We start from the raw sequence: 21,667 nt of genomic DNA on the forward strand, positions 1-21,667 counted from the left end.
TAATAAATTTTAATGTGATATGTTATATGGGTAAATTATGTGATTATTACATATATGTGAGTCATATAACGGTGAGGAGGTCATATGATTCAACTATCAACTCGGCAATTAGAGCTTATTGAGCTGGTCAAAAAGCATTCGCCGGTAACAGGCGAGCAATTGGCAGAATATTTGGGTGTCAGCCGTCCGACGCTCCGTTCTGATTTGTCCTTGCTAGTTATGTTAGGGATGCTGGATGCCAAGCCAAAGGTCGGATATTTTCTAGGAAGCGCATATCGATCCAACAATCACCCGATGGACAAGTTTAACAGCGTAAAAGTAAGGGATGTGCAAGGTGTACCGGTCAATGTGCCGGACAGCCTATCTGTTCATGATGCCGTTGTTACTCTTTTTACAGAAAATGCAGATACGTTGCTTGTTATTACGGAAAATAAACGCTTTGCCGGTATAGTGACGCCTAAGGATTTATTGAAAATTACACTGGGCAATCCAGGAGCCGCGGCGATTCCTGTAAGCATGGTTATGACTCGTTACCCGAATATTGTTACGCTTTCACCTGATGATTCGGTTATGGTTGCAATACGCAAAATGGCGCAGCATCAGCTCGATTGCCTGCCGGTTGTTCATATGCGCAGCGAGGATGGGCATGATCCTGAGGTAACTGGCTGGGTTTCTAAGTCAAATATTATTCGTCTAATTGCGGATATTGCAACAGCAGAAGAATTGGGGGAGCCTGGTTTATGACACAGCGAACGATTTATGTATGCTCCGATGCAGTCGGTGAAACGGCTGAAGCAGTTGCTAAAGCTACGCTCCGGCAATTTACTTCTGAGCAGGTGAAAGTTAAAAGATACGGCAATTTGCGTTCCGAGGAGGAAATTACGCGTATCGTGCATGAAGCCGCCAAATCAGGCGGATTCATTAGCTATACACTCGTTCAACCGGAGCTTAGAGAGCTGATGAAGGAGGAGGCGCTGCGTCACAATGTAAGGGCTGTCGATGTAATGGGACCTATGATGCAAGCGTATATCGATACATTTGGCAGCTTCCCTAAGCGTATGCCGGGGCTGCTCCATTCAATCGACGATGCCTATTACCGCCGTATGGATGCCATCGATTTTGCTGTTCGTTATGATGACGGCAAGGATGTTCGCGGCTTGCTTCAAGCACAGGTTGTGCTGATTGGCGTTTCGCGCACATCGAAAACCCCTTTAAGTATATTTTTGTCTCATAAAGGAATAAAAACGGCCAATTTGCCTCTTATGCCGGAGGTTAATCCGCCTGAGGAGCTAAGACAAGGGCCTGATAGACTGATCGTCGGTCTTACGATGCAGGCGGAGCATTTGGTGGAAATTCGTTCTGAGCGTTTAAAGACGCTGGGCCTGCCCGGCACTTCGCAATATGCATCATCGGATCGCATCAGGGAGGAACTGGAATATGCAGCTTCTATTATGGAACAGCTGCAGTGCCCGGTTATAGATGTTACAAATCGGGCAATCGAGGAAACAGCGGGCATTATTATGGAATGGATTAATAAATAGTTGGCAATAACGATAAATACGGAGGGATGAAAATGAGTAAGACATTTGTCATGGTTAAACCGGATGGAGTTGCAAGAGGTCTAGTAGGTCGTATCGTTGCAAGATTTGAGGAAAAAGGCTTTGTGCTCGAAAGAGCGCAATTAATGCATGTCAGCAAGGAGCTTGCCGAGAAGCATTATGCTCATTTGAATCAAAAGCCATTTTTTGGCGAATTAGTAGACTTCATTACTTCAGGCCCCGTATTTGCAATGGAGCTAAGCTGCAACGAAGCTATTAAAAATGCAAGATCGATTATTGGCGCAACGAATCCAGTAGAAGCTGCAGCAGGCACAATTCGCGGCGATTATGCAACGGATGTAGCCAGCAATATCGTTCATGGCTCTGACTCGGATGAAAATGCTGAACGTGAAATAAAACTGTTTTTTGGCTAAATAGTTGACTTGAAATGGTCATATGTGGTAATTTGAACTAAAGTTAGTCTTATATAAAATTTAGACGGAAGCACCGTATGGGCAGCAGCTTGCTGCGCCCATTGCGGTGCTTTTTTGCATTGATAAGAACAAATTTTTCTTAAACTTGTTCTTGTCATTCATCGGTAAACGCGCCTTTCCAAAGGACGGCGGAGCCGTTTATCCTTGGTGCAAATTAAAGGGAGGGAGAAATATGCTGAAGCAGCTTGCGCTTGCTTTGGAGGATGAAGCCTATTTATTAAAATTTTCCGCTTATTTTCGGCGCCATCCTATTCATTCCAATTGGACAATAATCGTTTTTACTAGCGCTGAGGCATGTATGAGCTATATCAAGAAAGGAGGAAGAATAGATTACCTTATTGCAGGAGCGAGTATTTTGAAGCAAATAGCTGATGCGTATCCGCATTTGCCAGCAGCTGTGCTAGCCGAGCAAGAGCGAGGCAAGTTGAAGACATGGCCATGCTTATTGAAGTATCAGCCACTGCCGCAATTGCTGCAAAAAGCATTGGAGATATACAGTGAGCTTACTGGTGCCAGCGAACACGTTAAATTATCCTCGGTGCAAGGCAAAGCGGGCGCGCAGGTCATTGTCGTGTATTCCGTTTCCGGAAATATTGGAAAAACAGCCATAGCCCTTCATCTTGCCCATGCTGCGGGTGTTCGGCATAGCCGAGTATTTTATTTGAATATGGAGCGTTGGAATTGCTTTGAATTATGGCTTGGCGGTGAAACCCCTCGGCAGGATGAGCAAAAGCAGAGCGGCATGTCTGAGCTGTTGTACAGCGTTAAAAGAGGAGGGCTGCAAAGCAGCCAGTGGCTGGAGCAGCGTAAGCGCCATAAGCTGCTGCAGGCCGATTTTGTCCTGCCGTTTGAGCTGGATGAGGACTGGGATGCTTTAAGCGGGGAAGAGGCTGCTGCAATTGTAGAGCTGGCTGCTGGCTGCGGACATTATGATGTTATTGTAATAGATTTGGACAGCGGTTTAGGGCAGCTGCAAATGGCAATGTTGGATAGGGCAGATGTCATAGTCTGGGTAGTAAATGGCGACCAGACTGTGCTGAGCAAGCAGCTGCTTGCAATGCAATATATGATGAGAAACTGGCCTGAACAGTTCGGATCGCTGCCTTCCAAGCTGGAAATTGTTTTTAACGGCACATCACCCCGCCAATCGCATTGGGCTAAGCATTCAGCACAGCTTGCTGCTAGCTTTTTGGCACCTCATAATATTATATTTCCAGATGTAGAGGCTTGGAGGGTTCAAGGAGAAGCCAGGCTGCTCAGTTCAGCTGACTTTCGCGCCGCCGCTGACCGTCTGCTGCAGCAGATTATTCAAAGGAGCAGCGAATATGCTGCACGATAGAATGCAGGGAGAGGGAGCTCAGCTATCGCATCGACAAGCAATGGATGAGCCGGAACTAAAACAGCTGCGTTGCATTATACGAGAGCAGATTCATCAAGCGGACTCGATGGATGATAAGGAGCTTATGTCCTTAATAGAAGCTGTTGTATTGCAATACAGCAATAGAGAGCATAAACTTAGCGCCCGGCAAAAAATTGAAGCTATTCATCTGCTATTTCATTCCTTCCGGGGCTTGGATTTGCTGCAGCCGTTAATGGAAGACGAATCTATTACTGAAATTATGATTAATCATCATGAAGAAATTTTCGTAGAACGCAATGGCGTCTTAATAAAGCTGCAGCAGCGCTTCGAAAGCAAGGAGAGGCTTGAGGATTTAATTCAAGCTATCGTCTCGAGCGTCAATCGTGTAGTCAACGAATCATCGCCGATTGTTGATGCCAGGCTTAAGGATGGGTCGCGCGTTCATGTCGTTCTGCCCCCAGTCGCTTTGAAGGGGCCTTGCATGACGATCCGCAAATTTCCGGACAAGCCGCTTACGATGGAGCATCTCATCGCTTTTGGTTCCATATCGAACGAGGCGGCCGAGCTGTTGCGTGTATTAATTGAAGCGCAGTACAACATATTTATTAGCGGTGGAACGGGCACTGGCAAAACGACTTTTCTAAATGTGTTGTCGCAGTATATTCCTAACAGTGAGCGAGTCATCACGATTGAGGATTCAGCTGAGTTACAGCTAAAGTCACTTCACAATGTAGTCACTTTGGAAACGCGCAATGCCAATACTGAGGGCAAGGGTGAAATTGCCATTAAAGATTTAATACGAGCAGCACTGCGGATGAGGCCGAACCGTATTATCGTGGGAGAGGTTCGAGGGGAGGAGGCACTCGATATGCTCCAGGCCTTAAATACTGGTCATGCAGGTTCTTTATCGACAGGCCATGGCAATAGTGCGCAGGATATGATGTCGCGGCTGGAGACGATGGTGCTGAGCGCCGCACAATTGCCGCTGCCCGTTATTCGCAAGCAAATAGCATCCGCCATCGACATCGTCATTCATTTAACACGATATCGGGATGGCTCAAGAAAGGTATCAGAAATTTGTGAAGTGATCGGAATGGAGCAGGGAGAAATTAAACTGCAGCCGTTATATCAATTTGTGGAGGAGGCGGAGCAAGACGGGAGTTTTCAGGGTCGTCTGTTAGCTACGCCTTATGGCCTGATCCATACTGAAAAGCTGTATTTGGCTGGAAGGGAGTGCAGTCAATTTGCCAAAAGCACATAATAGCCAACAGAAGATAAGCAGGAAGTGGCAAGAACAGCTGCAATGGCTTGGCTTAGATATCGCCTATCGGAATCAAAACAAAAGCAGCAAGCGATTATTTATTAATTATAACGAATATCACTTATCGGTTAAGCAGTGGGTTATTTCACTTGCAGCTGGCTTTAGCTTGCTTTTTGCAGCCACTTATTTGTTTTATCATTCTGTATTGCTGTCGTTGTTTTTATCCCTTACAGCTGTATTAACCCCAAGATGGAGCAGGCAGCTGCTGATGAGGCGGCGAAAGGAGCAGCTGCGGCTGCAATTTAAGGAAGCGCTGCAGGCGCTCACGTCCTCATTGGCTGCCGGCAAATCGTTGGAAAATGCGATCCGCTTTGCACTCGACGATCTGGTGCTGCTTTATCCTGACCCCGCTTCGCCGATTATTCGAGAGTTTACGGGATTAGTTCATAAGCTCGATCATGCAGAAACTATTGAGGCAGCTTTTGGCGATATTGCAGCCCGTTCTCATATTGATGAAATCGAGCAGCTATCCGAGGCGTTGGCGACGTGCAAGCGCTCCGGCGGGAATATGGTAGAGGTTATGAAGCGAACAGCCCTGATTATTAATGAGAAGCTTTCTACTGAGCAGGAAATAGCAGTTCTGATCGCACAAAAAAAGCTTGAAGGGCGAATGATGATGGCTGTCCCGTTTGTATTTTTAGCTTTTCTTCAATTAGCTGCGCCTGATTACATGGCTCCCCTATATAGCGGTATGGGTTATTTGTTATTAACAGCTGCATTGCTGCTGCTGATAGGCTGCTTTTGGCTTATGAATAAATTGATGCAAATATCAGTATAAAAATGAACGGGAGAGAATGAAGTTGGTTCTAATATGCCTAGTTGCAGCATGCTCACTCTTGATTGGCTGGCTCATCCTCCTCGGCAGAAGCTTGCCGGCTATTTTTCGAACATATGCTAAAAAGCTTGATCAAGACGCACTAAAAAAAAGCTTAATAGTCGAGCCGTTTAAACGGCTGATGGAGCGATGGCGGATATTTGAGCAGTTCTCTCTTCCGCTTGGCATATTACACACGCAGCAAATGATTTTAGAAGGAGCAGACTGGAGTTATGACGAGACAAAGGCTTTGACGGCAAAATATGCCGGTGCAGGTTATCTTGCCTGCATGTGCAGTGTCTGGCTTAGTGTAATCACTGCAGAGGCGCTATTGCTTGTCATAGGGCTTGTGTTAGCTGTTGTGCTTGCAATAAAGCCATATATAGATGCCAAAAGTAAAGTCGTTAAACGCAAAAATCAAATTATTTTAGCGTTGCCCGATATGCTGAGCAGATTGCAGCTGCTAGTAGGAGCAGGAGAAAATCTGCAGCGGGCATTTATAAAAATCGCCTTCAGCTCGCAGCGTTCTGCTCATTCAGCCCAAGCCTGCACTAGCGAAGCGCTTGTGAAAGAATGGCGGCTTGCAGCGCAAGCCCTGCAAAACGGGCAATCCTTCAGCAATGCTCTTGAGCGATTCAATCGAAATTGCGCTGTTCAGGAGGTATCTATATTTACGACCGTGCTGCTGCTTAATTATAAGCGCGGCGGCGATCAGCTTGTTCTTGCTCTGCGCGAGCTATCGTACAGCTTATGGGAAAGAAGAAAAAGCATTGCCAGAATGAGAGGGGAGGAGGCATCCTCCAAGCTCGTTTTTCCTCTGGTGGGCATCCTGCTTATTTTGATCGTATTAATTGCTGCGCCTGCCATAATGATAATGTGACTTCGTTATATGTTTTTGAAATTAAATTATAGGCAAAGGACTGATTAGAGATGAAGGCTGGGAACTTAGCTGCACGCTTTATGAAAGAGGAAGAAGCGATGGGTACAATTGAGGTTATTTTAATTATTGCTGTCATTATTCTGATTGCGCTGCTGTTTAAGGATTGGATTATTGAGCTGCTGGAGAGGCTGATGAGCAAAGCGGATGATAAGGCAGACAGTATTTTTAACTAAGTCGTCTTTCGGCAAATGGTGGGGAGAGGAAAGAGGAAGCTATTCGATCGAAGCAGCGCTCGTCGTACCTCTTTTACTCGGCATTATTTTATTATTTATTGCGGCAGGCTCCTATATGTATCAAACAGTAGCTGCCTATTATTCAGTCGCTACTGCAGCTGAGAGGGCAGCTTTTGGCTGGGACAATAGCAATCGCGATTATTACAGCGGAATTTTACTGGAGCCCCAATACGATCCGCTATACAGCAAGCTTGCTGCCAACGGTGTGCTCGGCGCATTGTTTCAATGGAGCGGGATAGGACCCAAGCAGCAAGTTGCCATTCCTGCCTATGAAACAGCGGAGCATAATAGCCTGGCAGACAAAAAGCTGCAGCGGGCTGCGAGCTGGCTAAGCGAAAAGGGGCTTGGCTTGTCGGGAGAAATTGAGCATGACCAGCAAATATTATCACCAGCAATTAAGGTGACGGTGAATAAAAAAGCGCGTGGCTCTATTGAAAGCTATGCGCAAAGAGCAGTTATTGTAGATCCTACTGAATTTATTCGCAATGTTCATCTTTTTGCTTACTATACAAATAAACTGAAGCAGTCCCGCAAGGAGAAGGAGCAGGATTGGTCCGACAAAAATGTACAGGGCATCATTAACCGCTTAGCGGGAAAAAATTGGAGGTAGAAGATGAGCCAGTGCCGGCTAGTCAAGCTATTATTCCGAAGCGATGGAGCCATTACTGTTTTTGCGGCCATCGTAATGGCCTCCTTGCTATTGTTTTTTTCATTTCTAATTGATTATGCAAGAATTGCTGTATTTCAAAAACAAGCGGAAGACTCGCTGCGGAGCGGCGTGCGTTCTGTATTGTCAGCTTATGACAAACAATTGTTTGAACGCTATGGCTTATTTGGAAGAGGAGGAACACCGCCTGAGCAAATATTTGAACAGGTGTTTCTCAAAAATAACGAAGCGCAGTCGATTGGCAGGCAATCGTTCAAGCTGATTAACGTAAAGCTGGAGCAGTTCAATATATCTGCTAATCAACAGCTTGGGCAGCATGCGGTGTTCGGCAGGCAGGTGCTGGAGGAAATGAAATATAAGGCGCCAATTGATTTTACAATAGAGGTTATTTCAAAATTTGTACCGTTAGCCAATTCGATGAAACAATCAGCAGCTGCCGTGAATTCACTTAATTCTTTGCGGCGGTTGTATGAAAAACGTGAAAACAGCTTGCAGCGCGTGCTAGACCTGCAGGAGCAGGCTGCGAATGCAGCTGCGTCAAGCGATCTTGCTTCGCTGGCCTCTGGCAGGCATGCTCAAAGACAAAATTCCGATGATACCATCTCAGCGATAATCGATGGTTATACTCCGTACTTTGAGCAGCTGCAAGCACAAGCGCAGGCCGTGTTGGAGGCACAAAAACAGGCTGCCGGCGATCCAGATTCTGAGCAGCAGATCGTCATTCCATATTTGGAAGAAACAGCACGCTATGAAAGGCTCGTACATAATGTGTCGGCAGCCTTGAATAGTTCTGCCGGCTTTATTGCCGGCAAGCATGAATCGCTTATTCAGGATGCAGCTCATGAGCTTGAGACAGCATGGCAGATTAATGAGCAGATGAAAGCCGTACGGGATGAGGCGGATTCGGTTTTGTCAGCAGGGTATGAAGTAGTCGCGCAGCATGAAGTTGCTGACGGGCAAGGCGCTGAGCTTGATGATGAGTCCAGTCTGCTAATGGAGCTTCGTGAAAGCGGCGAGCAGCTAATAAAGACAGATCAGTGGTTTGAGGAGTATAAAGCAGAGCTGCTGGAGCAGCAAGACGCATTGCGGCAGGCGTCCGCTGCCGGATTAACCTTTGCAGCTCAAGCTGAAGCTGCTCTTGCAAGACCTGTCCAGCTGTCCAGCCTGTCGCAGCTTTCTCAAACATCAGCAGCGCTGCAAAAGAAAATGAATATATACAGCCGTCTGTATGATGCCCCTGGTCAAGTAATTGAGGAAAGGAAAAAGGATGAGGCAGAACAAAATGTAAAACGACAGCTGCGAAAAAATGAAGAAGAAGCAAATAGCAAGTGGAAGCAGCTGAAGCATTTATTGGACGGTTTAAAAGCATTCCAGCCTTCGGATGAACAAAAGGAGCAGTTTAAGGCGGCGGAGGAAAGCTACCGAAATAATATGCGTTTTAATGAGCTTACGGATCAGGCAAGTGAAAATTTCAGTAAAGATTATGGAGATGCCTACGATGCAGTTGATCATTCAACAGAAGTTTCCGGAGGCATGTTCAGCGGTCTCGGCGATATGCTGCTGAATGCAAGGGATCATTTTTATTACGGCGAGTATGCGGTTCATTATTACAACGCGTTTCAACCGCAGCAGCTGGCTGCCTATTTGAATAGCAAGGATACCAGCGCATTGTCAGAAGCAGCTGATTTTCAACAACAGGAGCTTGAGTATGTGCTTTATGGCATGCATAAGCCGTTGTCTAATATTGCAGCCGCTTATGGAGAGATCGTAGCGGTCAGGCTAGCTGTTCGCTTAATGGAAGGGCTGCTTGAAAAACGGTCGCTCGGGCATCCGCTGCTTATTTTGTCAGCAGCACTAATATATGCCATTGATAGGACTGTTGAGGATATATCCTCCTTAATAAATAAAGGAAAGGCACCCCTGTCCAAGTATGCGCCTGTGGAGTTTAGCTATGTTGATTACATCAGACTGTTTATGCTGCTTCATGGCGGCAAGGAGCAGGAACGTCTCGGCAGAATGATTGCTGTGATCGAGCAAAGCACAGGCTTGACACTCGCGAAGGTGCCTAGCGGAATTACTGCTGAAGCGGTGTTGTCAATGGAGCTTTGGTTTATTCCTTCATTAATGAAAACGATACTTCATGTAGGCTCGAAGCATGGAAGGGTTGCTGGTAAACGATATGAGACGAGCAAAACGATTGGATGGTCTTATTAAAAAACGATTGCGTTTTGCTGACTTTCGCGAGGAAAGAGCTTCAATTGTTTTAGAGGCGGCAATAGTTATGCCGGTACTGATGTTATTCATGCTTGCTCTTATTATCTTTATTCATTTAAATGCTGTCCAGCTGGCGCTGCATGCCTCTGCAGCACAAACAGTACGAGCCGTCGCGGCGCATTGGTATCCGGTTGATCAAGCGCTGCAGCAGTTAGCCCAGCAGTCTGAACAATCAGCAAAGTCTTCGGACACAGTGCTGGGCATGGACGGGGAGCAGCACTTGAGAGAATTGGCTTCAGCAGCGGCAAAATGGCTGCCGGACCCTTCTGGAACGGTGCTGTCCTCTGCGTTAAAAGGAGATTGGCAGCCTGCAATTAATATGGCTGCGACAGAGCTCGGGAGATTTGCCGTTGAACCGCTTGTACGGCAGCATGCTGATGCCAGATTTCTTACGGCGGAAAGAATTGTGCTGGCTCAGCTCAGCATACCTGATTATAAAAATAAGCAGCATGCAGAGTTGAGTTTGACAGTATCGTACCAATATCCGATCAAAGTCCCTTTGCTGCAGCTTCCTATTATCCTTCATGCCGGCGCGGCAGAAAGAGTATGGATTCCTGACACAGCAGCTGCCAACACTGGCACGGCAGTAACAGGACAGCAGCTATCGATTATTTCCATCGAGCCGTCACCGGTTCGGCCCGGCCGCAAGGCTACTGTGACCGTTCTGGCGAATCCGGGAGAAGCTGTTTCATTGGAAGTGCTTTATAAGAGCGGGTTAAGCAAGGCGAAGCATCTAGGGGAGGCTCATGCCGACGCATCTGGAATGGTAAGCTGGACATGGCATGTATCCGGCAATACGACGCCGGGCTTGTGGGAAGTATCGGCTGCGTCACTTAGCCGGGAAGGAGCAAGGGATCATAAATTTTTCTCCGTAGAAAAAATAGCAAAAGCTTCTTAAACTAGGAGGTGAGTTTACATCGAGACAGCGGCGATAGGGCTGCTTATTGGTATAGCGCTATATACCGATATCCGCAGACAGCTTATACCAAATCGATTAATAGTTTGCTTTTTAATAGGCGGTGTCATTTATCAGGTTGTATGGCATGGTGTGTCTGCTTTATGGCCAGCATTAACAGGCATGCTTTGCGGCTTTATTCCTTTATTTCTTATTTATGTTTTAAAAGGGATAGGGGCTGGCGATGTAAAGCTATTCGCGGTAATCGGTTTATGGAGCGGCGTCTTGCCGGTATTGCAGCTTACTATGTATTCCATCATATATGCCGGACTTATCGGCATCGTATTGCTCATTTTTCAGAGCGGATTTATTCGAAAAGCTTATTCGGCAGCAATTGCTGCAGCAAGTATGCAGACTGAAAAAAAACATTGGCTTTACTGGGCGCAATCGGGCCGGAAATTTCCTTTTATGCTGGCAGTTGCGCCAGCCTTCGCTACAGTTTGGTTTTGATCATAAGCACAGGTGAATGAGCATGGGAGGTTAGCAATGAGATCTCTTAAAGTTGATTTTTGTATGAATCGCGGGCATGAAATGATTATAGATCGTGAAGGGGGAATAAAGCGGACAGAGCTGGATGAATTGGAGCTGCAGATGCTTCGGTCAAGCACTGTGCCTCATCTTTTGCCTGTGGACTGGCTTGAAATTGACGGCAATTGCACGTTTCGCTTTTCGTTGACAGAGGTAACGATGCTTTCTCACAGACTGCAGCGGGAGCCGCTCACTATGCACAATTATTACGTGCTAGTGCTGGGTCTGGTTGACGCGCTGATTCAATGCGAGGAATACATGCTCCGCTTTGAAGGGTGCTTGCTGCAGGATCAATTTATATTTGTAGGCGGCAGTTGGCAGGATATTAAGCTTGCCTATTTGCCTCTCTCCGGGGAAGAAGCTGTTTCCAGGCATACGGATTTGCTTGCGACTATTGTACGCTGGACATCCTATGTGGATAAAATAGACGGCAGCGGCTTAAAAAGGCTTTTGCATCTTATGAATGTAAGCCATTGGCCGATTGAAGAGCTGCGCGCTGCTTTGCTCGATTTAATCGGTGCAAAAGCAGAAAGTGAGAAATTACAACATAGTGCGGTGGACGGAAATGGTTTAGCAGCTATAAGGGAAGAGGCCATGAGCTCGACAGGTATTGCAGGAGAAATTAGGACTGCATATGCTAAGCCTGATGAAGAAAAACAGTTTTATACCTATGCCCAAAATAATAAGCAGCCAGAGCCGCAGGCTTCACTATTTTATTATGAAACAGATAATGAGCAGATGGCTCCTGATCTCGAAAAAGAACAAGGAAAAGCACATGAAATTGGGGAGTCAGAGAGCGAGCAGGAGAAGCAGGAAGCTGTTAAAAAGCTTGGCAAAACGGGGATGAGGATGGCATTGCTGGCAGCGCTGCTTTGCAGTGCGCTTGTTTGGCGCTTCGTCTATTTGAACGATCCGAACCAGCAAAAGCTTTTGATAAGCGGAGCTGCTACGCTGTTATTATTCGGGCTTGCTATTTTTATAAGCAAACGAAACAGCAGAATGTTTATTGAGCCGACCGGAGACGAATTCGAACACCATTACGGAACAATGAATACGGATCGGCATGCAGCAGGCGTCAAGCTGTCAACAGAATTTGAGCTGCATTCTGGAGAACTGAGAAATAATAGCTGGCATTTTGATAAAAGCGGCTTCAGTGAAGCCAAAAAAGTAAATAGCCGGCAGCAAGTGGTAGAGCCGTTGCAGCAGGTGTTCATAGAAACAGAGGCGGCCGGCAAGCTGCAGCAGCCTGCAATGGAAGTACTGTCCGGCAAGTCCAGTATATCTGAACCTACCGTTCTACTGGCGCGGGAAGACAGGCCGCATGCTGGTGCTGCGACGATGTCTTGGCTGAAGCGGGTATGGGGAGGGAAGGAGGAGCGGGTCGAGCTCATTCAGCCGAGCTTCAGAATTGGCCGAAACGGCGGACCGGCTTCCTATGTTGAAGCTGCTGAAGGCATTTCTCGACTGCATATCGAAATAGAACGCCATACCGACGGATATTGTGCAAAGGATCTTGGCTCGCGCAACGGCAGCATGCTAAATGGCGAGCAGATGATTCCTTACAAACAATATAAGCTTGAGTATGGCGATCAAATTCAGCTGGCCGGTAAAAACGGCCCTGTATACGAGCTGAAAACTGGTTAATTATTTTGCATTATTATTTTTGAATAGCTGCTGCATGGCCGAATCAACGGTTGGATAAAGAAATTGAAAGCCATGCTTCAGTGCTTTTCGAGGCACTGCTCTTTGACCAGTCAGCAGCAAATCAGCCATTTCGCCAAGCAGCAGCCTAAAGGCAGGAGCAGGAACTGGCAGCCAGTGCGGTCTCTTCATTGCGCGCCCAATCGCTCTGCCAAATTGATCATTGGCAACAGGCTCAGGAGCGGAAGCGTTGACAACTCCGCTTAGGTCAGGCTGCTCCAAACAAAAAATAATAAGTCGCACAAGGTCATCCAGGTGAATCCACGAAATGCCTTGTGTACCTTTCCCTATGCGCCCTCCGCCAAACAAGCGGTACGGCAGCGCCATCAATGGAAACGCACCGCCTTCAAGCGACAGCACGACGCCGATACGCAGCTTGATCAGTCGCTGAGCTGGAATCGAATCGGCAGCCTGCTCCCAGCTCTTCACTACTTTAGACAGAAAATCGCTGTCAGCAGTCGGACTGTTTTCATCGCATGTCATTAGAGCAGCATCACCATATGCCGAAATGCCAGACGCGTTAATGATGAGCGGCGGCGGCGTGTGGAGCATGTCAAAAAGGCCGGCAAGCTGGGCTGCCGACCATAATCTTGATTGAACGATGCGCTGCTTTGCATTAGCGGTCCAGCGCTGATTGATGGATTCGCCTGCCAGATTGACTACCGCATCCATACCTTCGAGCTTGTCGTGGTTGGCGGCAAGCTCCATCCATGTAACGGACTGCAGCTTCTCATGAGTGTCACAGCTGTCCTTATGCCGGGATATTATAATAACTTCATTATTTCTCTCCAGCAGCGCTTTGGCGAGCGCTTGACCAATAAATCCGCTTCCGCCTGCTATAGCAACGCGCATCGATCTCGCTCCTTCTATATAAAGCAATAATGTTCAAGTAATTGTAGTTACTCTATAACTTTAACAGATTGAAGCCATAAATGCTTTAAGCCCGTATCTTTTTCAATAATTTCAATCGTGTATGTTATTTCTACCTTGGCATCTGGCTCCAGCGTCTCAATCGCCGGACGCACTTCATCCGTTAACCGGAATGCTTCTGCGCCATTGTCAGTAATAATTTCTATTTGATTGGAATCCTGCAAGCCGACATATTGCCCGCTAGCGGTATGGACCTGCTCTTGATCTGTCTCATTTGCACTTGAATTGCTGCCAGAGCCAGCCTCTCCTGATGATTGACTGCCTGTTTGTCCGCCATTAGCAGCTTGATTATCATTATTTTCCTTCTCAGCTGTGCCAGAGTCTATAATGCCGCTGCCTTGCGGCGATTGCTCAACTTGTGGTGAAGAAAGGTTGGAAGCATTGTTCGGTACCTGTTTGCTGTCGCCGCATGCCGAAGCGGTAATCATCATAGCAAGCACAAGTGCACCTGCTGCTGCTGCCTGCGAGCGTTTTTTCAATCTTGATGAGTTCATAGATGAACACCTCCTACATATATAAGACGTTTTAAACCACTAATTGGTTGCAAAAAAATAAGAGGGCGACCCAAAAGTGGATTTTGGAACCCTCTCGCAAGGCTGGACGACATTTCCCTGTTAAGACCGCAAAACAGTTGTCAGCGGTACTCTTTCGCCTGTTTTGCCGATTCGAATATGTAACGGATTTCATGAGACTGACGATTAATTGTGGGTAGAGCAACAAGCAATAGAAAGGGGGCACTGCGATCAAAAATGGGATTCCGACCGCTGTTGTAGTTCAATATTTCTGATTAAATAACCCCTATAATGGACAAAATTGGCCTACAAAGGCGGACGCTACCGCTTCTCCATTCCCATTCTTGCTCTCCGTTTCCCCTTTCTTATTGCTTTTAATAGTTGCCCACCATTAATCGACACCTTCGTCATAATCTTTATTTCACCATTTACGAAGGAAATCAACGTTTAAGACTTGATTAAACATGATAGCAACCGTTACAAAAAAAGTACAGCCTTTTCACATGAATAGTGTTTGTGGCAACCCTTAAAATGCTGCAAGCCTGCCTGCAGACAGGCTATTTATTAAATAGATGCTCATAGTTTTTGTAGTCGATGCCTTCTTTCTCCAAAAATGTAATTAAACTGCGATAATCTCTTTTTGGAGTAGCTCGGATATAGCCTTCAATACAATGCTCGCGCGTCACGGTGGTAGCGCCATGATCGATAGCAACCTGACCGATTTTTGCTGCTATAGAATGTTTGGCAATATCTCTGAAAGGCGTTGGAACTGGAGAAACGAGCTTGTCCAGCATTTGCTTGGAATCGTCATTCCACATGCTGCGGCTTCGTTCCACCCAATAATTTTGCCAATCCAGCTTGGATTTGCCGTCGCGCATCGGCAGTACCTTTAAAAATTTTCTGAACATAAAAAAGCCGCCTATGGACATCGCTACAACCATGACTACAGCCCAGAAAACGATAAAATACATAAACCAATTTGGAGCTCCGCTCATACGTTATGTTCACCTCTCAAATGAATTATAACGTATTCCTAGATTTATTTCGACATTCCCTCAAAATTCCCTTGATACATAAGGGCGCGGAGGGCTGAATGCTTAATCAGCCCCAGTTTTAGCCCCAATTAGGCTATCGGAAAAAACAGTCACTGCTTTATTCTCCATTTCTTTAAAGGAATGCCCATAAACTTTGTAAACCATTTCGACAGTGTTTCCTAGTCGATCTGCTATGGTTTTAGGAGGTACGCCGTTGTTAATTAATATGGTTGCGTGTGTATGTCTTAACCCGTGTGGCGAGATGCGAGTGATATTAATGTTTTCTTCTTTCAACTTTTTGTAAGTATTACGCAGGACAATTTTTGCCACTTCAGTATAGATTTCGGCTGCCCCTCTTTGAGATATAAATACATAATCTGATTTCTTATCCAATCTAGAACCGTATCTGAACTTTATTTCCATACACCATTTTTGATAAGTTGAAAGTTGATTGATTAATAACGGATCAACTGGAATGGTGCGGTAACTGTTTTTTGTTTTTGGAGATCTCTCGCCTTTGCAATCCCTAGTACAATTAACAGTTATTTCTTTTGTTTTAAAATTCATATCAGCCCATTTTAGCCCCAACGCTTCGCCGATCCGTAGGCCGGTATATGCAAGTAGCAAGGTCAGTGTGTAGCCAGTAATGTGACTATATTTTTTCGTAGTATCAAGCAGTATATTTAATTCATGAGATGTAAGGAAGTTTTTCCGCTGCTCATTTTGCTCAATGCTCACTTTTTTAAACCGATTACGAACGAGTATTTCTTCTTCTAGCGCAGCGTTAACAGCTATTTTAAAATAATTGTGATATGTCGAAACGGTGCTGGGTTTGAGTTTTTTCAATAGTGGTTTGATATACTCCCTCACGTAGGTGGATCTGTCCAATTCAATCAAATTGTATTTCCCTAGTAAAGGCTTCATGTATTTTTTGATAATTCGCTTGCGTTCGTGTCGTGTGGTGATCTCCCAACCATGACTATACATCTCATACCAAGCATCCAGCCATTGTGAGACTGTCAATTTACTGTTTTCTACTTTTTTAATATTACCATTCAAAATATCTGCTTTAACTTGCAATAAGGCTAATTCGGCTTCTTTTTTGCTTGCAAAACTACTTTCTTTTTTTTCTCTTCGAGTGCCATTACTATCATAATACTTGTGTCTGTAGCGATATCTAATGTCGCCATTTTTCAATTGATACTTTTCAACTTCATCACTTACTTTTTTATTTGACATTTTCATCCATCCTTTTATGCGTGGGTAGACGCTTTCCTGGGGACGGATAATACTAAAATCACCTCCTATACAGAATGTATGTTCGGTTTTTGTGTACCAGTAAACAGCCTTGCGGCTGGAACGTTAAGGCTCTATACAAAATATTCAATTACTCGTAACGGTTCAAAACAAATGGTGTATTTTTCGTCGACTCGTACATATAAGCCGTATTTTGCTGTATATCGATCTATTGCAGTTTGAAGAAACTCATGCTTAATAATAATCCAAAAGCAAAAATACCTGATGATTTGTCCAAATGGTTAGATGCTATAAGCCATATATACGTGTACAGCTACAAGGTTAGGCTTTAGTGCTGGGTCGCGGTAATAAATAAAAGAGGGCGAACACATGAAACCTGATCAAATGCAAGCAGGCAAGCTATACAGATTAATGCCTAAGAACTCAGCATACGCAAAGTCTATTATCCGCAAGGTGGAGAGCATTGAAAGGGATAAGGTGGCGGTGCTGGTAAATGGGCGCACTAAAGTGTTTAGTCTTAAAATATTTGCGAATTTGGCTGTTGAGGAAATTGGGCAGCAGAGTATAGTAGGCAGCTAACACTCTGGTAACAGAGCTAAAATATCCACTTAATTAAATTGATGAATAGTCTTGGGAAGTAAACTAGTACCTCAATTAATAAATCCAGTACAAGCCAGGTATTTGATTCTTTTTTTGACTTCATCCTTGAAATCACCTCTTTTTACTAATTTATGTTAAGTATATCAGTTTATATCACTAAATACATGGGAGGGCTTAAGATGATTCCAGTTATGGTATTAAGAAATAAATACAATCAAGAACGCTACTTGGTGGCATGTGCTGATGTAGGGGATTGGGAGGATGAAAACCTAGACGTATAGCTAGACGACATCCAGAACGCTTATATGATCGTCAGAGAGGATTTGCAGCCGCCAACATCAGAAGATTTTGAAAACGAAAGGAAGGCACATGCAGCGCACAAAAAATTCATGATTGAAAAATACGGAGAAAATGCTTTTATCTCACTTGATTTTGAAGGTGTATGCGGAGCCTACGAACCAGTCAACATAGAGGTCACTCAAGAGCAATACGATTACGCAAAGGACATGTGGGAGTAGTTTGATACATGGGAGGGAACGGAATGAACCGGACTCACTATTTAAAAACAGTGCAACCATACTTTAACGCCGTTGAGAGTGGCTTTAAAAGCTTCGAGGTTAGATTTAACGATAGGAACTATTCTGTCGGAGATACGTTGATATTGCATGAATACGATGCGGACAAGCAAGAGCTTACAGGTAAGAAAATAGTAAAGGATGTTGGATACATGTTGAATGATCCAGCTTATGTAAAAGAGGGTTTTGTCATTTTAGGATTCTTATAGGGGAGGAATAACAATGCGTGAATACAGAGGTAAGCGGATAGACGGTGAAGGTTGGGCATATGGAAACCTTATACGTATGAAGAGTGCTGTGAAATACGGAAACAATGAAGTTTTCTCTAATTGCTGGATTATGCGTATAGAAGAAGAATTGAACGTAAGAGCGTTCAGCAGTAATGGGGTTTGGGTGGGCAGTATTCGGGGCTAAAGGAATATGAACAGACAGCAATTAATTAAGTCGGATATATGGTTATACCACGGAGTCAAATATATTGTTTCATGGAATCCTGACAAAGCCAAGTTTTATTTTAGGCATCCTAATGCATTTGCTGGTGATGATGACCATATTGAATTAGGTTGGTCAACTCATGGAGAAAAGATCGGAAACATCCATGACAATCCTGAGCTGCTGGAAGCAGAGTAGACACAATATGAAAGGGGAAATAGACCATGGTGGTCTATTCACCCGACATTATTTCTAATCTTAATTAGCTCATCTATAAAGTAATCAATTTGTATCTGAATTGAACTTTCATCTGGTGCATTCCGACTATTGTTTTGGACTTGATTATCCTGTTGTAATGCGTCTAACGCCAATCCAGCAGCTAAAGCGGCGATTCCATCTCCTAATGTGGCGATGGAAGCTCCTATAAAAGCCAACTTGGCAATTTCGATATCACGTAAATTCTTATTGACATCCAAATGTATCCCCTCCAGTTTTTCATGCATTAATATATGTACTATTTGTTCACGGTATGACGAGAAATCAAGGGAGGAATCGCCTATATGAGTACTAATGGAAAATGGACATTCAGCAGCGACGAAGAGAACTTTTGCAATGATGAATACGACACAAAGGAAGAAGCTATTGCTACAGGCAAGGAATATTATGATGGCGATTCATTTTATATTGGACGCATTGAGCACCCGGGCTTAGGAGTGACGGTTGATGTATCGGCAATTTTTGAGCGCATCAACGAAAGTATGATCGACGAATGCGGGCATTGGGCAGAAGATTACTTGATGGATACCGAGCAAGAGCATGACAAAGAGCTTGAATAGAAGCTATGTGAAGTCATTACAGATTGGATTGAGAGACACAATTACGAACCAACATTTTATAAGGTTGTCGATGTTGAAAAGGTCGAATCTGATAGTGAGGATGGTGCTGTATGAGTGACAATATAACCCATGAGCAAGTATCTCAGGACATAAACCAACTGCTATCCAAATATGACTATCCTCTTACTGTGTTACAGGATGTGAGTAAACGACTGGTTGACAGCGATTGTCTGCACTATGCAAATCAGCAATTGAGATATTTGCAGAATATAGCTGCTAGCGGAATGGTAAAGAAAGAGGTGTCCTTATATGAGTGACTACATCAGCAAGCTAGAAGAAAAGATAAAACACCTTGAAGAAGATAATCTGTGCCTTAAAAACATATATGATTCTCAATACGCTAGAGCGTGTGATTATGCGGGAGAAGCTGCAAGGCTGCGGTCGGCATTGGAACGAATTCATTATCTCGTACTGACTGACCTAGATGCTTTTGAAAAGTTGGTTAAGCGTATTACATCCGAAGCCTTCTCAGGGGATACAGATCCATTAGGTGGGCATGACTGGCGGTCCAGTCTTGATGATGCGACATTGAGATGTCAGAATTGCAAGTAAGATTATTTCAATAGTTTGCTGTCCAGGCATCAATACAGGGAGGGGAAAGCATGAGCAAGCCAACAGAAGAGTCGATTCGTATTATAGGGTCAACCAGTTCTTTCTGGTTGATCCTATTTTCATTTGATATGAGGATAAAGATAGCCGGGTCGAACGTTTCTGCCCGTGGGACTTGATCCCGAGCGCTATAATGTTCACCCCTACCTGTCATGACCATGATTGAGGCTGGTTGGGACACGAGATCCCGTATAACAAGCGATGCTATGGAGCGACAAGAACCCTTAGGGGCTGCCGGTAAATCTAATCGTACAGGTAGAGATTGAATGAATCCAGTTTTCGGTCTAGATATTTCTAAAGAAGAAAGTCATGGACTAGCCTTCTCAGAGCGTGGAAAACCGTACAAGAGCACTTTCCATTTCACTCATACTCGAGATGGACTGGAGAAACTGCTTCAAGTCATACAAGAAGTTGAACATGCGTCTAGACAGCGTCCTATGCTTATCCTAGAAGCCACTGGGCATTACCAAAGCCCCGTTGTTCAATTCCTAGAAGAGCATCACTATCTGTACATTGTCATTAATCCGCTCATTTCAAATTGGCTTAGGAAGTCCAACCTTCGTAAAGTGAAAACGGATGCTGCTGATGCTTATCTTTTGGGAGAGTTGTTTTACAAAGAAGAGTTTGAATCTTTAAGAAAAGAGGTGTGCAACTGCTCAATCTTCGCTTTCTTACGAGACAATATGAGTCTCTTTCAAAGATGTGTGTGCAGACTAAATTACAATTCCAAGCTGTTCTGGATCAGGTTTTCCCAGCTTACAAAGGTGTCTTCGGAGTTATGTATTCAGTCGTTTCATTACGATTTTTAAGTGAATTTCCAACCTCGTATTGGGTTTTGCAAACGGACGAAGAAACACTTAAAGCTAAAATCAAAGAAATGCTATCAACGAGACGAGGTCGTTCAGAGGATTGGATTAACGAGCGAGTAAAGCGACTGCTTGATGCAGCAAAACAAAATCCATTCGAGCACACTATGAACATCAGCCACTTAATCAACTTAAAAGTTCTTATAACCCTGATTCTTCAGTACCAAGAGCATCTTGCTGAGTTGGAACAGAACATAAATGCCCTGGCTGAAGAAATCGAATAGTATGATTTAATTCAGTCAATTCCGGGTATTGGCCATAAAATTGCGGCAACAATTTTATTGGAAGTAGGAGAAATAGACCGATTTGATCATCCAAAGCAACTAGTCGCCTTTGCAGGCATTGATCCCAGTGTATTCGCTTCAGGTAAGTTTACAGCAACCCGAAATCGAATCACCAAACGTGGTTCTCGGCAGCTTCGTTATGCGCTGGTTATGGCTGTCCAGTGCGGACTTATCCGTTCTCGCAATATGCGGATCAAAGAGTTTTATGATCGCAAGAGAGCCGAAGGAAAGCCACATAAAGTAGCTCTGGTTGCATGTGCAAATAAGCTTGTTCATTGGATTCACGCCATCTTAAAAAGTAAAAAAGCATGACGGAAAAAGCAGGTACGCGAGCAAAACACAAGGATTGAAGCCCAAGCAAATGCACTGGCAGCCGCTACAGGACGCATAGAAGCGCCTGCGTGGTTTGTACAGGAGTTTGGCAGTGGCGATCTAGGCGGGCTTATCAATGAGCCTACCATGACAAAAGAGGGATGGCGAATAACGCTGTATCGCTTCGCGCTCAAGGCTTTGGCAATGGACGTAATAAATTTGTAGATATTAAATAAAACAAAGCCTGCCGACCGTAACTTGTTAGCAGGCTTTTTTTCGTTAAAAATGGCTATCTATTTCTAAACAGATAGATAGCCATAGCCAAAAACTTATTGTGATCAGGAGGGTTATCACCCTATCAATATATTCATTAAATAACAAAAAGGACCAACTACACTTGTTCAAAGTAGATGGTCAAGTTAATGTGAGGGAGTTTCTATAGTCAATATATTCTAAAATATATTTTTGGTTACAAGCCAAAGTTTATTCATTTTGGTAATAGTCTTTTGTTTAACTGAACTACTGAACAAAATTG

At 44.6% G+C, this 21,667-nt stretch carries 26 protein-coding genes and 1 pseudogene; 22 read left to right on the plus strand and 5 right to left on the minus strand.

Features of this window, described 5'->3' with window-relative positions:
- The first annotated feature begins 84 nt into the window (after positions 1 to 84).
- The 13 genes from ACRRU2_RS10640 (at position 85) to ACRRU2_RS10700 (ending at position 12,768) form a co-directional block, all read left to right on the plus strand.
- Positions 85 to 744 (plus strand): helix-turn-helix transcriptional regulator, encoded by a 660-nt coding sequence (locus ACRRU2_RS10640; RefSeq protein ID WP_331697247.1) that lies wholly within the window; start codon positions 85 to 87, stop codon positions 742 to 744.
- On the plus strand, positions 741 to 1,541 hold the full coding sequence (locus ACRRU2_RS10645) for a pyruvate, water dikinase regulatory protein (protein WP_331697246.1): 801 nt from the start codon (positions 741 to 743) through the stop codon (positions 1,539 to 1,541). The genes ACRRU2_RS10640 and ACRRU2_RS10645 overlap by 4 nt, the downstream gene beginning before the upstream one ends.
- A gap of 32 nt (positions 1,542 to 1,573) precedes the next feature.
- On the plus strand, positions 1,574 to 1,972 hold the full coding sequence (gene ndk, locus ACRRU2_RS10650) for a nucleoside-diphosphate kinase (RefSeq protein WP_331697245.1): 399 nt from the start codon (positions 1,574 to 1,576) through the stop codon (positions 1,970 to 1,972).
- A gap of 232 nt (positions 1,973 to 2,204) precedes the next feature.
- Positions 2,205 to 3,371, plus strand: coding sequence for a hypothetical protein (locus ACRRU2_RS10655; RefSeq protein WP_432501434.1), 1,167 nt, complete (start codon positions 2,205 to 2,207; stop codon positions 3,369 to 3,371).
- Positions 3,372 to 3,411: 40 nt separating this feature from the next.
- Positions 3,412 to 4,653, plus strand: a complete 1,242-nt coding sequence (locus ACRRU2_RS10660; protein ID WP_331697333.1) for a CpaF family protein — start codon at positions 3,412 to 3,414, stop codon at positions 4,651 to 4,653.
- Positions 4,637 to 5,491, plus strand: coding sequence for a type II secretion system F family protein (locus ACRRU2_RS10665; protein ID WP_331697243.1), 855 nt, complete (start codon positions 4,637 to 4,639; stop codon positions 5,489 to 5,491). Before ACRRU2_RS10660 ends, ACRRU2_RS10665 begins: the two co-directional genes overlap by 17 nt.
- Before the next feature lie 22 nt (positions 5,492 to 5,513).
- Positions 5,514 to 6,407, plus strand: coding sequence for a type II secretion system F family protein (locus tag ACRRU2_RS10670; RefSeq protein WP_432501437.1), 894 nt, complete (start codon positions 5,514 to 5,516; stop codon positions 6,405 to 6,407).
- Positions 6,408 to 6,457: 50 nt separating this feature from the next.
- Positions 6,458 to 6,640 (plus strand): Flp1 family type IVb pilin, encoded by a 183-nt coding sequence (locus ACRRU2_RS10675; RefSeq protein WP_432501439.1) that lies wholly within the window; start codon positions 6,458 to 6,460, stop codon positions 6,638 to 6,640.
- Complete coding sequence (locus ACRRU2_RS10680) at positions 6,612 to 7,310, plus strand: hypothetical protein (protein ID WP_331697240.1); 699 nt, start codon at positions 6,612 to 6,614, stop codon at positions 7,308 to 7,310. Before ACRRU2_RS10675 ends, ACRRU2_RS10680 begins: the two co-directional genes overlap by 29 nt.
- 3 nt (positions 7,311 to 7,313) lie before the next feature.
- Positions 7,314 to 9,581: a TadE/TadG family type IV pilus assembly protein gene (locus ACRRU2_RS10685; protein WP_432501442.1), complete on the plus strand. Its 2,268-nt coding sequence runs from the start codon at positions 7,314 to 7,316 to the stop codon at positions 9,579 to 9,581.
- A complete protein-coding gene (locus ACRRU2_RS10690; protein ID WP_432501444.1) occupies positions 9,547 to 10,539 on the plus strand; it encodes a TadE/TadG family type IV pilus assembly protein in 993 nt (330 codons plus the stop codon). The genes ACRRU2_RS10685 and ACRRU2_RS10690 overlap by 35 nt, the downstream gene beginning before the upstream one ends.
- Before the next feature lie 51 nt (positions 10,540 to 10,590).
- A complete protein-coding gene (locus tag ACRRU2_RS10695; RefSeq protein ID WP_432501602.1) occupies positions 10,591 to 11,046 on the plus strand; it encodes an A24 family peptidase in 456 nt (151 codons plus the stop codon).
- A gap of 36 nt (positions 11,047 to 11,082) precedes the next feature.
- Positions 11,083 to 12,768, plus strand: a complete 1,686-nt coding sequence (locus tag ACRRU2_RS10700; RefSeq protein ID WP_432501447.1) for a DUF6382 domain-containing protein — start codon at positions 11,083 to 11,085, stop codon at positions 12,766 to 12,768.
- On the opposite strand, the gene ACRRU2_RS10705 is transcribed toward ACRRU2_RS10700, so the two are convergent.
- The 4 genes from ACRRU2_RS10705 to ACRRU2_RS10720 form a co-directional block, all read right to left on the minus strand.
- Positions 12,769 to 13,677 carry a TIGR01777 family oxidoreductase gene (locus ACRRU2_RS10705; RefSeq protein ID WP_432501449.1) on the minus strand — a complete coding sequence of 303 codons (909 nt, stop codon included), beginning with the start codon at positions 13,675 to 13,677 and terminating at the stop codon, positions 12,769 to 12,771.
- Between the two features lie 47 nt (positions 13,678 to 13,724).
- A complete protein-coding gene (locus ACRRU2_RS10710; RefSeq protein ID WP_432501451.1) occupies positions 13,725 to 14,249 on the minus strand; it encodes a hypothetical protein in 525 nt (174 codons plus the stop codon).
- A gap of 575 nt (positions 14,250 to 14,824) precedes the next feature.
- Entirely contained in the window at positions 14,825 to 15,262 is a 438-nt protein-coding gene (locus ACRRU2_RS10715; protein ID WP_331697234.1) for a DUF2621 domain-containing protein, read from the minus strand.
- Between the two features lie 102 nt (positions 15,263 to 15,364).
- A complete protein-coding gene (locus ACRRU2_RS10720) occupies positions 15,365 to 16,540 on the minus strand; it encodes a tyrosine-type recombinase/integrase (RefSeq protein WP_432501453.1) in 1,176 nt (391 codons plus the stop codon).
- Between the two features lie 387 nt (positions 16,541 to 16,927).
- On the opposite strand from ACRRU2_RS10720, the gene ACRRU2_RS10725 reads away from it, so the two are divergent.
- From ACRRU2_RS10725 to ACRRU2_RS10745, 5 genes are all read left to right on the plus strand, one after another.
- Positions 16,928 to 17,137 carry a hypothetical protein gene (locus ACRRU2_RS10725; protein ID WP_432501455.1) on the plus strand — a complete coding sequence of 70 codons (210 nt, stop codon included), beginning with the start codon at positions 16,928 to 16,930 and terminating at the stop codon, positions 17,135 to 17,137.
- Between the two features lie 344 nt (positions 17,138 to 17,481).
- Positions 17,482 to 17,676 carry a hypothetical protein gene (locus tag ACRRU2_RS10730; RefSeq protein WP_432501458.1) on the plus strand — a complete coding sequence of 65 codons (195 nt, stop codon included), beginning with the start codon at positions 17,482 to 17,484 and terminating at the stop codon, positions 17,674 to 17,676.
- Between the two features lie 23 nt (positions 17,677 to 17,699).
- Positions 17,700 to 17,942: a DUF3850 domain-containing protein gene (locus ACRRU2_RS10735; protein WP_432501460.1), complete on the plus strand. Its 243-nt coding sequence runs from the start codon at positions 17,700 to 17,702 to the stop codon at positions 17,940 to 17,942.
- 13 nt (positions 17,943 to 17,955) lie between these two features.
- Positions 17,956 to 18,147: a hypothetical protein gene (locus tag ACRRU2_RS10740; protein ID WP_432501463.1), complete on the plus strand. Its 192-nt coding sequence runs from the start codon at positions 17,956 to 17,958 to the stop codon at positions 18,145 to 18,147.
- A 6-nt stretch (positions 18,148 to 18,153) separates the two neighbouring features.
- Positions 18,154 to 18,363 (plus strand): hypothetical protein, encoded by a 210-nt coding sequence (locus tag ACRRU2_RS10745; RefSeq protein WP_432501465.1) that lies wholly within the window; start codon positions 18,154 to 18,156, stop codon positions 18,361 to 18,363.
- Positions 18,364 to 18,401: 38 nt separating this feature from the next.
- Here ACRRU2_RS10745 and ACRRU2_RS10750 read toward each other — a convergent pair whose 3' ends face one another.
- Complete coding sequence (locus ACRRU2_RS10750) at positions 18,402 to 18,641, minus strand: translation initiation factor 2 (RefSeq protein ID WP_432501467.1); 240 nt, start codon at positions 18,639 to 18,641, stop codon at positions 18,402 to 18,404.
- Between the two features lie 84 nt (positions 18,642 to 18,725).
- Between ACRRU2_RS10750 and ACRRU2_RS10755 the strand changes: the two genes are divergently transcribed.
- From ACRRU2_RS10755 to ACRRU2_RS10770, 4 genes and pseudogenes are all read left to right on the plus strand, one after another.
- Positions 18,726 to 19,001, plus strand: a complete 276-nt coding sequence (locus tag ACRRU2_RS10755; protein ID WP_432501469.1) for a hypothetical protein — start codon at positions 18,726 to 18,728, stop codon at positions 18,999 to 19,001.
- Positions 19,002 to 19,111: 110 nt separating this feature from the next.
- On the plus strand, positions 19,112 to 19,318 hold the full coding sequence (locus ACRRU2_RS10760) for a DUF6877 family protein (protein ID WP_432501471.1): 207 nt from the start codon (positions 19,112 to 19,114) through the stop codon (positions 19,316 to 19,318).
- Positions 19,311 to 19,613: a hypothetical protein gene (locus tag ACRRU2_RS10765; protein ID WP_432501473.1), complete on the plus strand. Its 303-nt coding sequence runs from the start codon at positions 19,311 to 19,313 to the stop codon at positions 19,611 to 19,613. The genes ACRRU2_RS10760 and ACRRU2_RS10765 overlap by 8 nt, the downstream gene beginning before the upstream one ends.
- Positions 19,614 to 19,936: 323 nt before the next feature.
- A pseudogene (locus ACRRU2_RS10770) lies at positions 19,937 to 21,132 on the plus strand (IS110 family transposase).
- Positions 21,133 to 21,667 lie beyond the last annotated feature (535 nt).

The organism is Paenibacillus sp. GXUN7292, from assembly GCF_050864975.1.
Taxonomy (GTDB): Bacteria; Bacillota; Bacilli; order Paenibacillales; family Paenibacillaceae; genus Pristimantibacillus.

What these genes read in the sequence shown, in the direction of transcription:
- ACRRU2_RS10640 (WP_331697247.1), top strand. Translation starts at nt 85, where the DNA reads ATGATTCAACTATCAACTCGGCAATTAGAGCTTATTGAGCTGGTCAAA.
- ACRRU2_RS10645 (WP_331697246.1), top strand. Translation starts at nt 741, where the DNA reads ATGACACAGCGAACGATTTATGTATGCTCCGATGCAGTCGGTGAAACG.
- ndk (WP_331697245.1), top strand. Translation starts at nt 1,574, where the DNA reads ATGAGTAAGACATTTGTCATGGTTAAACCGGATGGAGTTGCAAGAGGT.
- ACRRU2_RS10655 (WP_432501434.1), top strand. Translation starts at nt 2,205, where the DNA reads ATGCTGAAGCAGCTTGCGCTTGCTTTGGAGGATGAAGCCTATTTATTA.
- ACRRU2_RS10660 (WP_331697333.1), top strand. Translation starts at nt 3,412, where the DNA reads ATGGATGAGCCGGAACTAAAACAGCTGCGTTGCATTATACGAGAGCAG.
- ACRRU2_RS10675 (WP_432501439.1), top strand. Translation starts at nt 6,458, where the DNA reads ATGAAGGCTGGGAACTTAGCTGCACGCTTTATGAAAGAGGAAGAAGCG.
- ACRRU2_RS10680 (WP_331697240.1), top strand. Translation starts at nt 6,612, where the DNA reads ATGATAAGGCAGACAGTATTTTTAACTAAGTCGTCTTTCGGCAAATGG.
- ACRRU2_RS10685 (WP_432501442.1), top strand. Translation starts at nt 7,314, where the DNA reads ATGAGCCAGTGCCGGCTAGTCAAGCTATTATTCCGAAGCGATGGAGCC.
- ACRRU2_RS10690 (WP_432501444.1), top strand. Translation starts at nt 9,547, where the DNA reads ATGAGACGAGCAAAACGATTGGATGGTCTTATTAAAAAACGATTGCGT.
- ACRRU2_RS10700 (WP_432501447.1), top strand. Translation starts at nt 11,083, where the DNA reads ATGAGATCTCTTAAAGTTGATTTTTGTATGAATCGCGGGCATGAAATG.
- ACRRU2_RS10705 (WP_432501449.1), bottom strand. Translation starts at nt 13,677, where the DNA reads ATGCGCGTTGCTATAGCAGGCGGAAGCGGATTTATTGGTCAAGCGCTC.
- ACRRU2_RS10710 (WP_432501451.1), bottom strand. Translation starts at nt 14,249, where the DNA reads ATGAACTCATCAAGATTGAAAAAACGCTCGCAGGCAGCAGCAGCAGGT.
- ACRRU2_RS10715 (WP_331697234.1), bottom strand. Translation starts at nt 15,262, where the DNA reads ATGAGCGGAGCTCCAAATTGGTTTATGTATTTTATCGTTTTCTGGGCT.
- ACRRU2_RS10720 (WP_432501453.1), bottom strand. Translation starts at nt 16,540, where the DNA reads ATGTCAAATAAAAAAGTAAGTGATGAAGTTGAAAAGTATCAATTGAAA.
- ACRRU2_RS10725 (WP_432501455.1), top strand. Translation starts at nt 16,928, where the DNA reads ATGAAACCTGATCAAATGCAAGCAGGCAAGCTATACAGATTAATGCCT.
- ACRRU2_RS10735 (WP_432501460.1), top strand. Translation starts at nt 17,700, where the DNA reads ATGAACCGGACTCACTATTTAAAAACAGTGCAACCATACTTTAACGCC.
- ACRRU2_RS10740 (WP_432501463.1), top strand. Translation starts at nt 17,956, where the DNA reads ATGCGTGAATACAGAGGTAAGCGGATAGACGGTGAAGGTTGGGCATAT.
- ACRRU2_RS10745 (WP_432501465.1), top strand. Translation starts at nt 18,154, where the DNA reads ATGAACAGACAGCAATTAATTAAGTCGGATATATGGTTATACCACGGA.
- ACRRU2_RS10755 (WP_432501469.1), top strand. Translation starts at nt 18,726, where the DNA reads ATGAGTACTAATGGAAAATGGACATTCAGCAGCGACGAAGAGAACTTT.
- ACRRU2_RS10760 (WP_432501471.1), top strand. Translation starts at nt 19,112, where the DNA reads ATGAGTGACAATATAACCCATGAGCAAGTATCTCAGGACATAAACCAA.
- ACRRU2_RS10765 (WP_432501473.1), top strand. Translation starts at nt 19,311, where the DNA reads ATGAGTGACTACATCAGCAAGCTAGAAGAAAAGATAAAACACCTTGAA.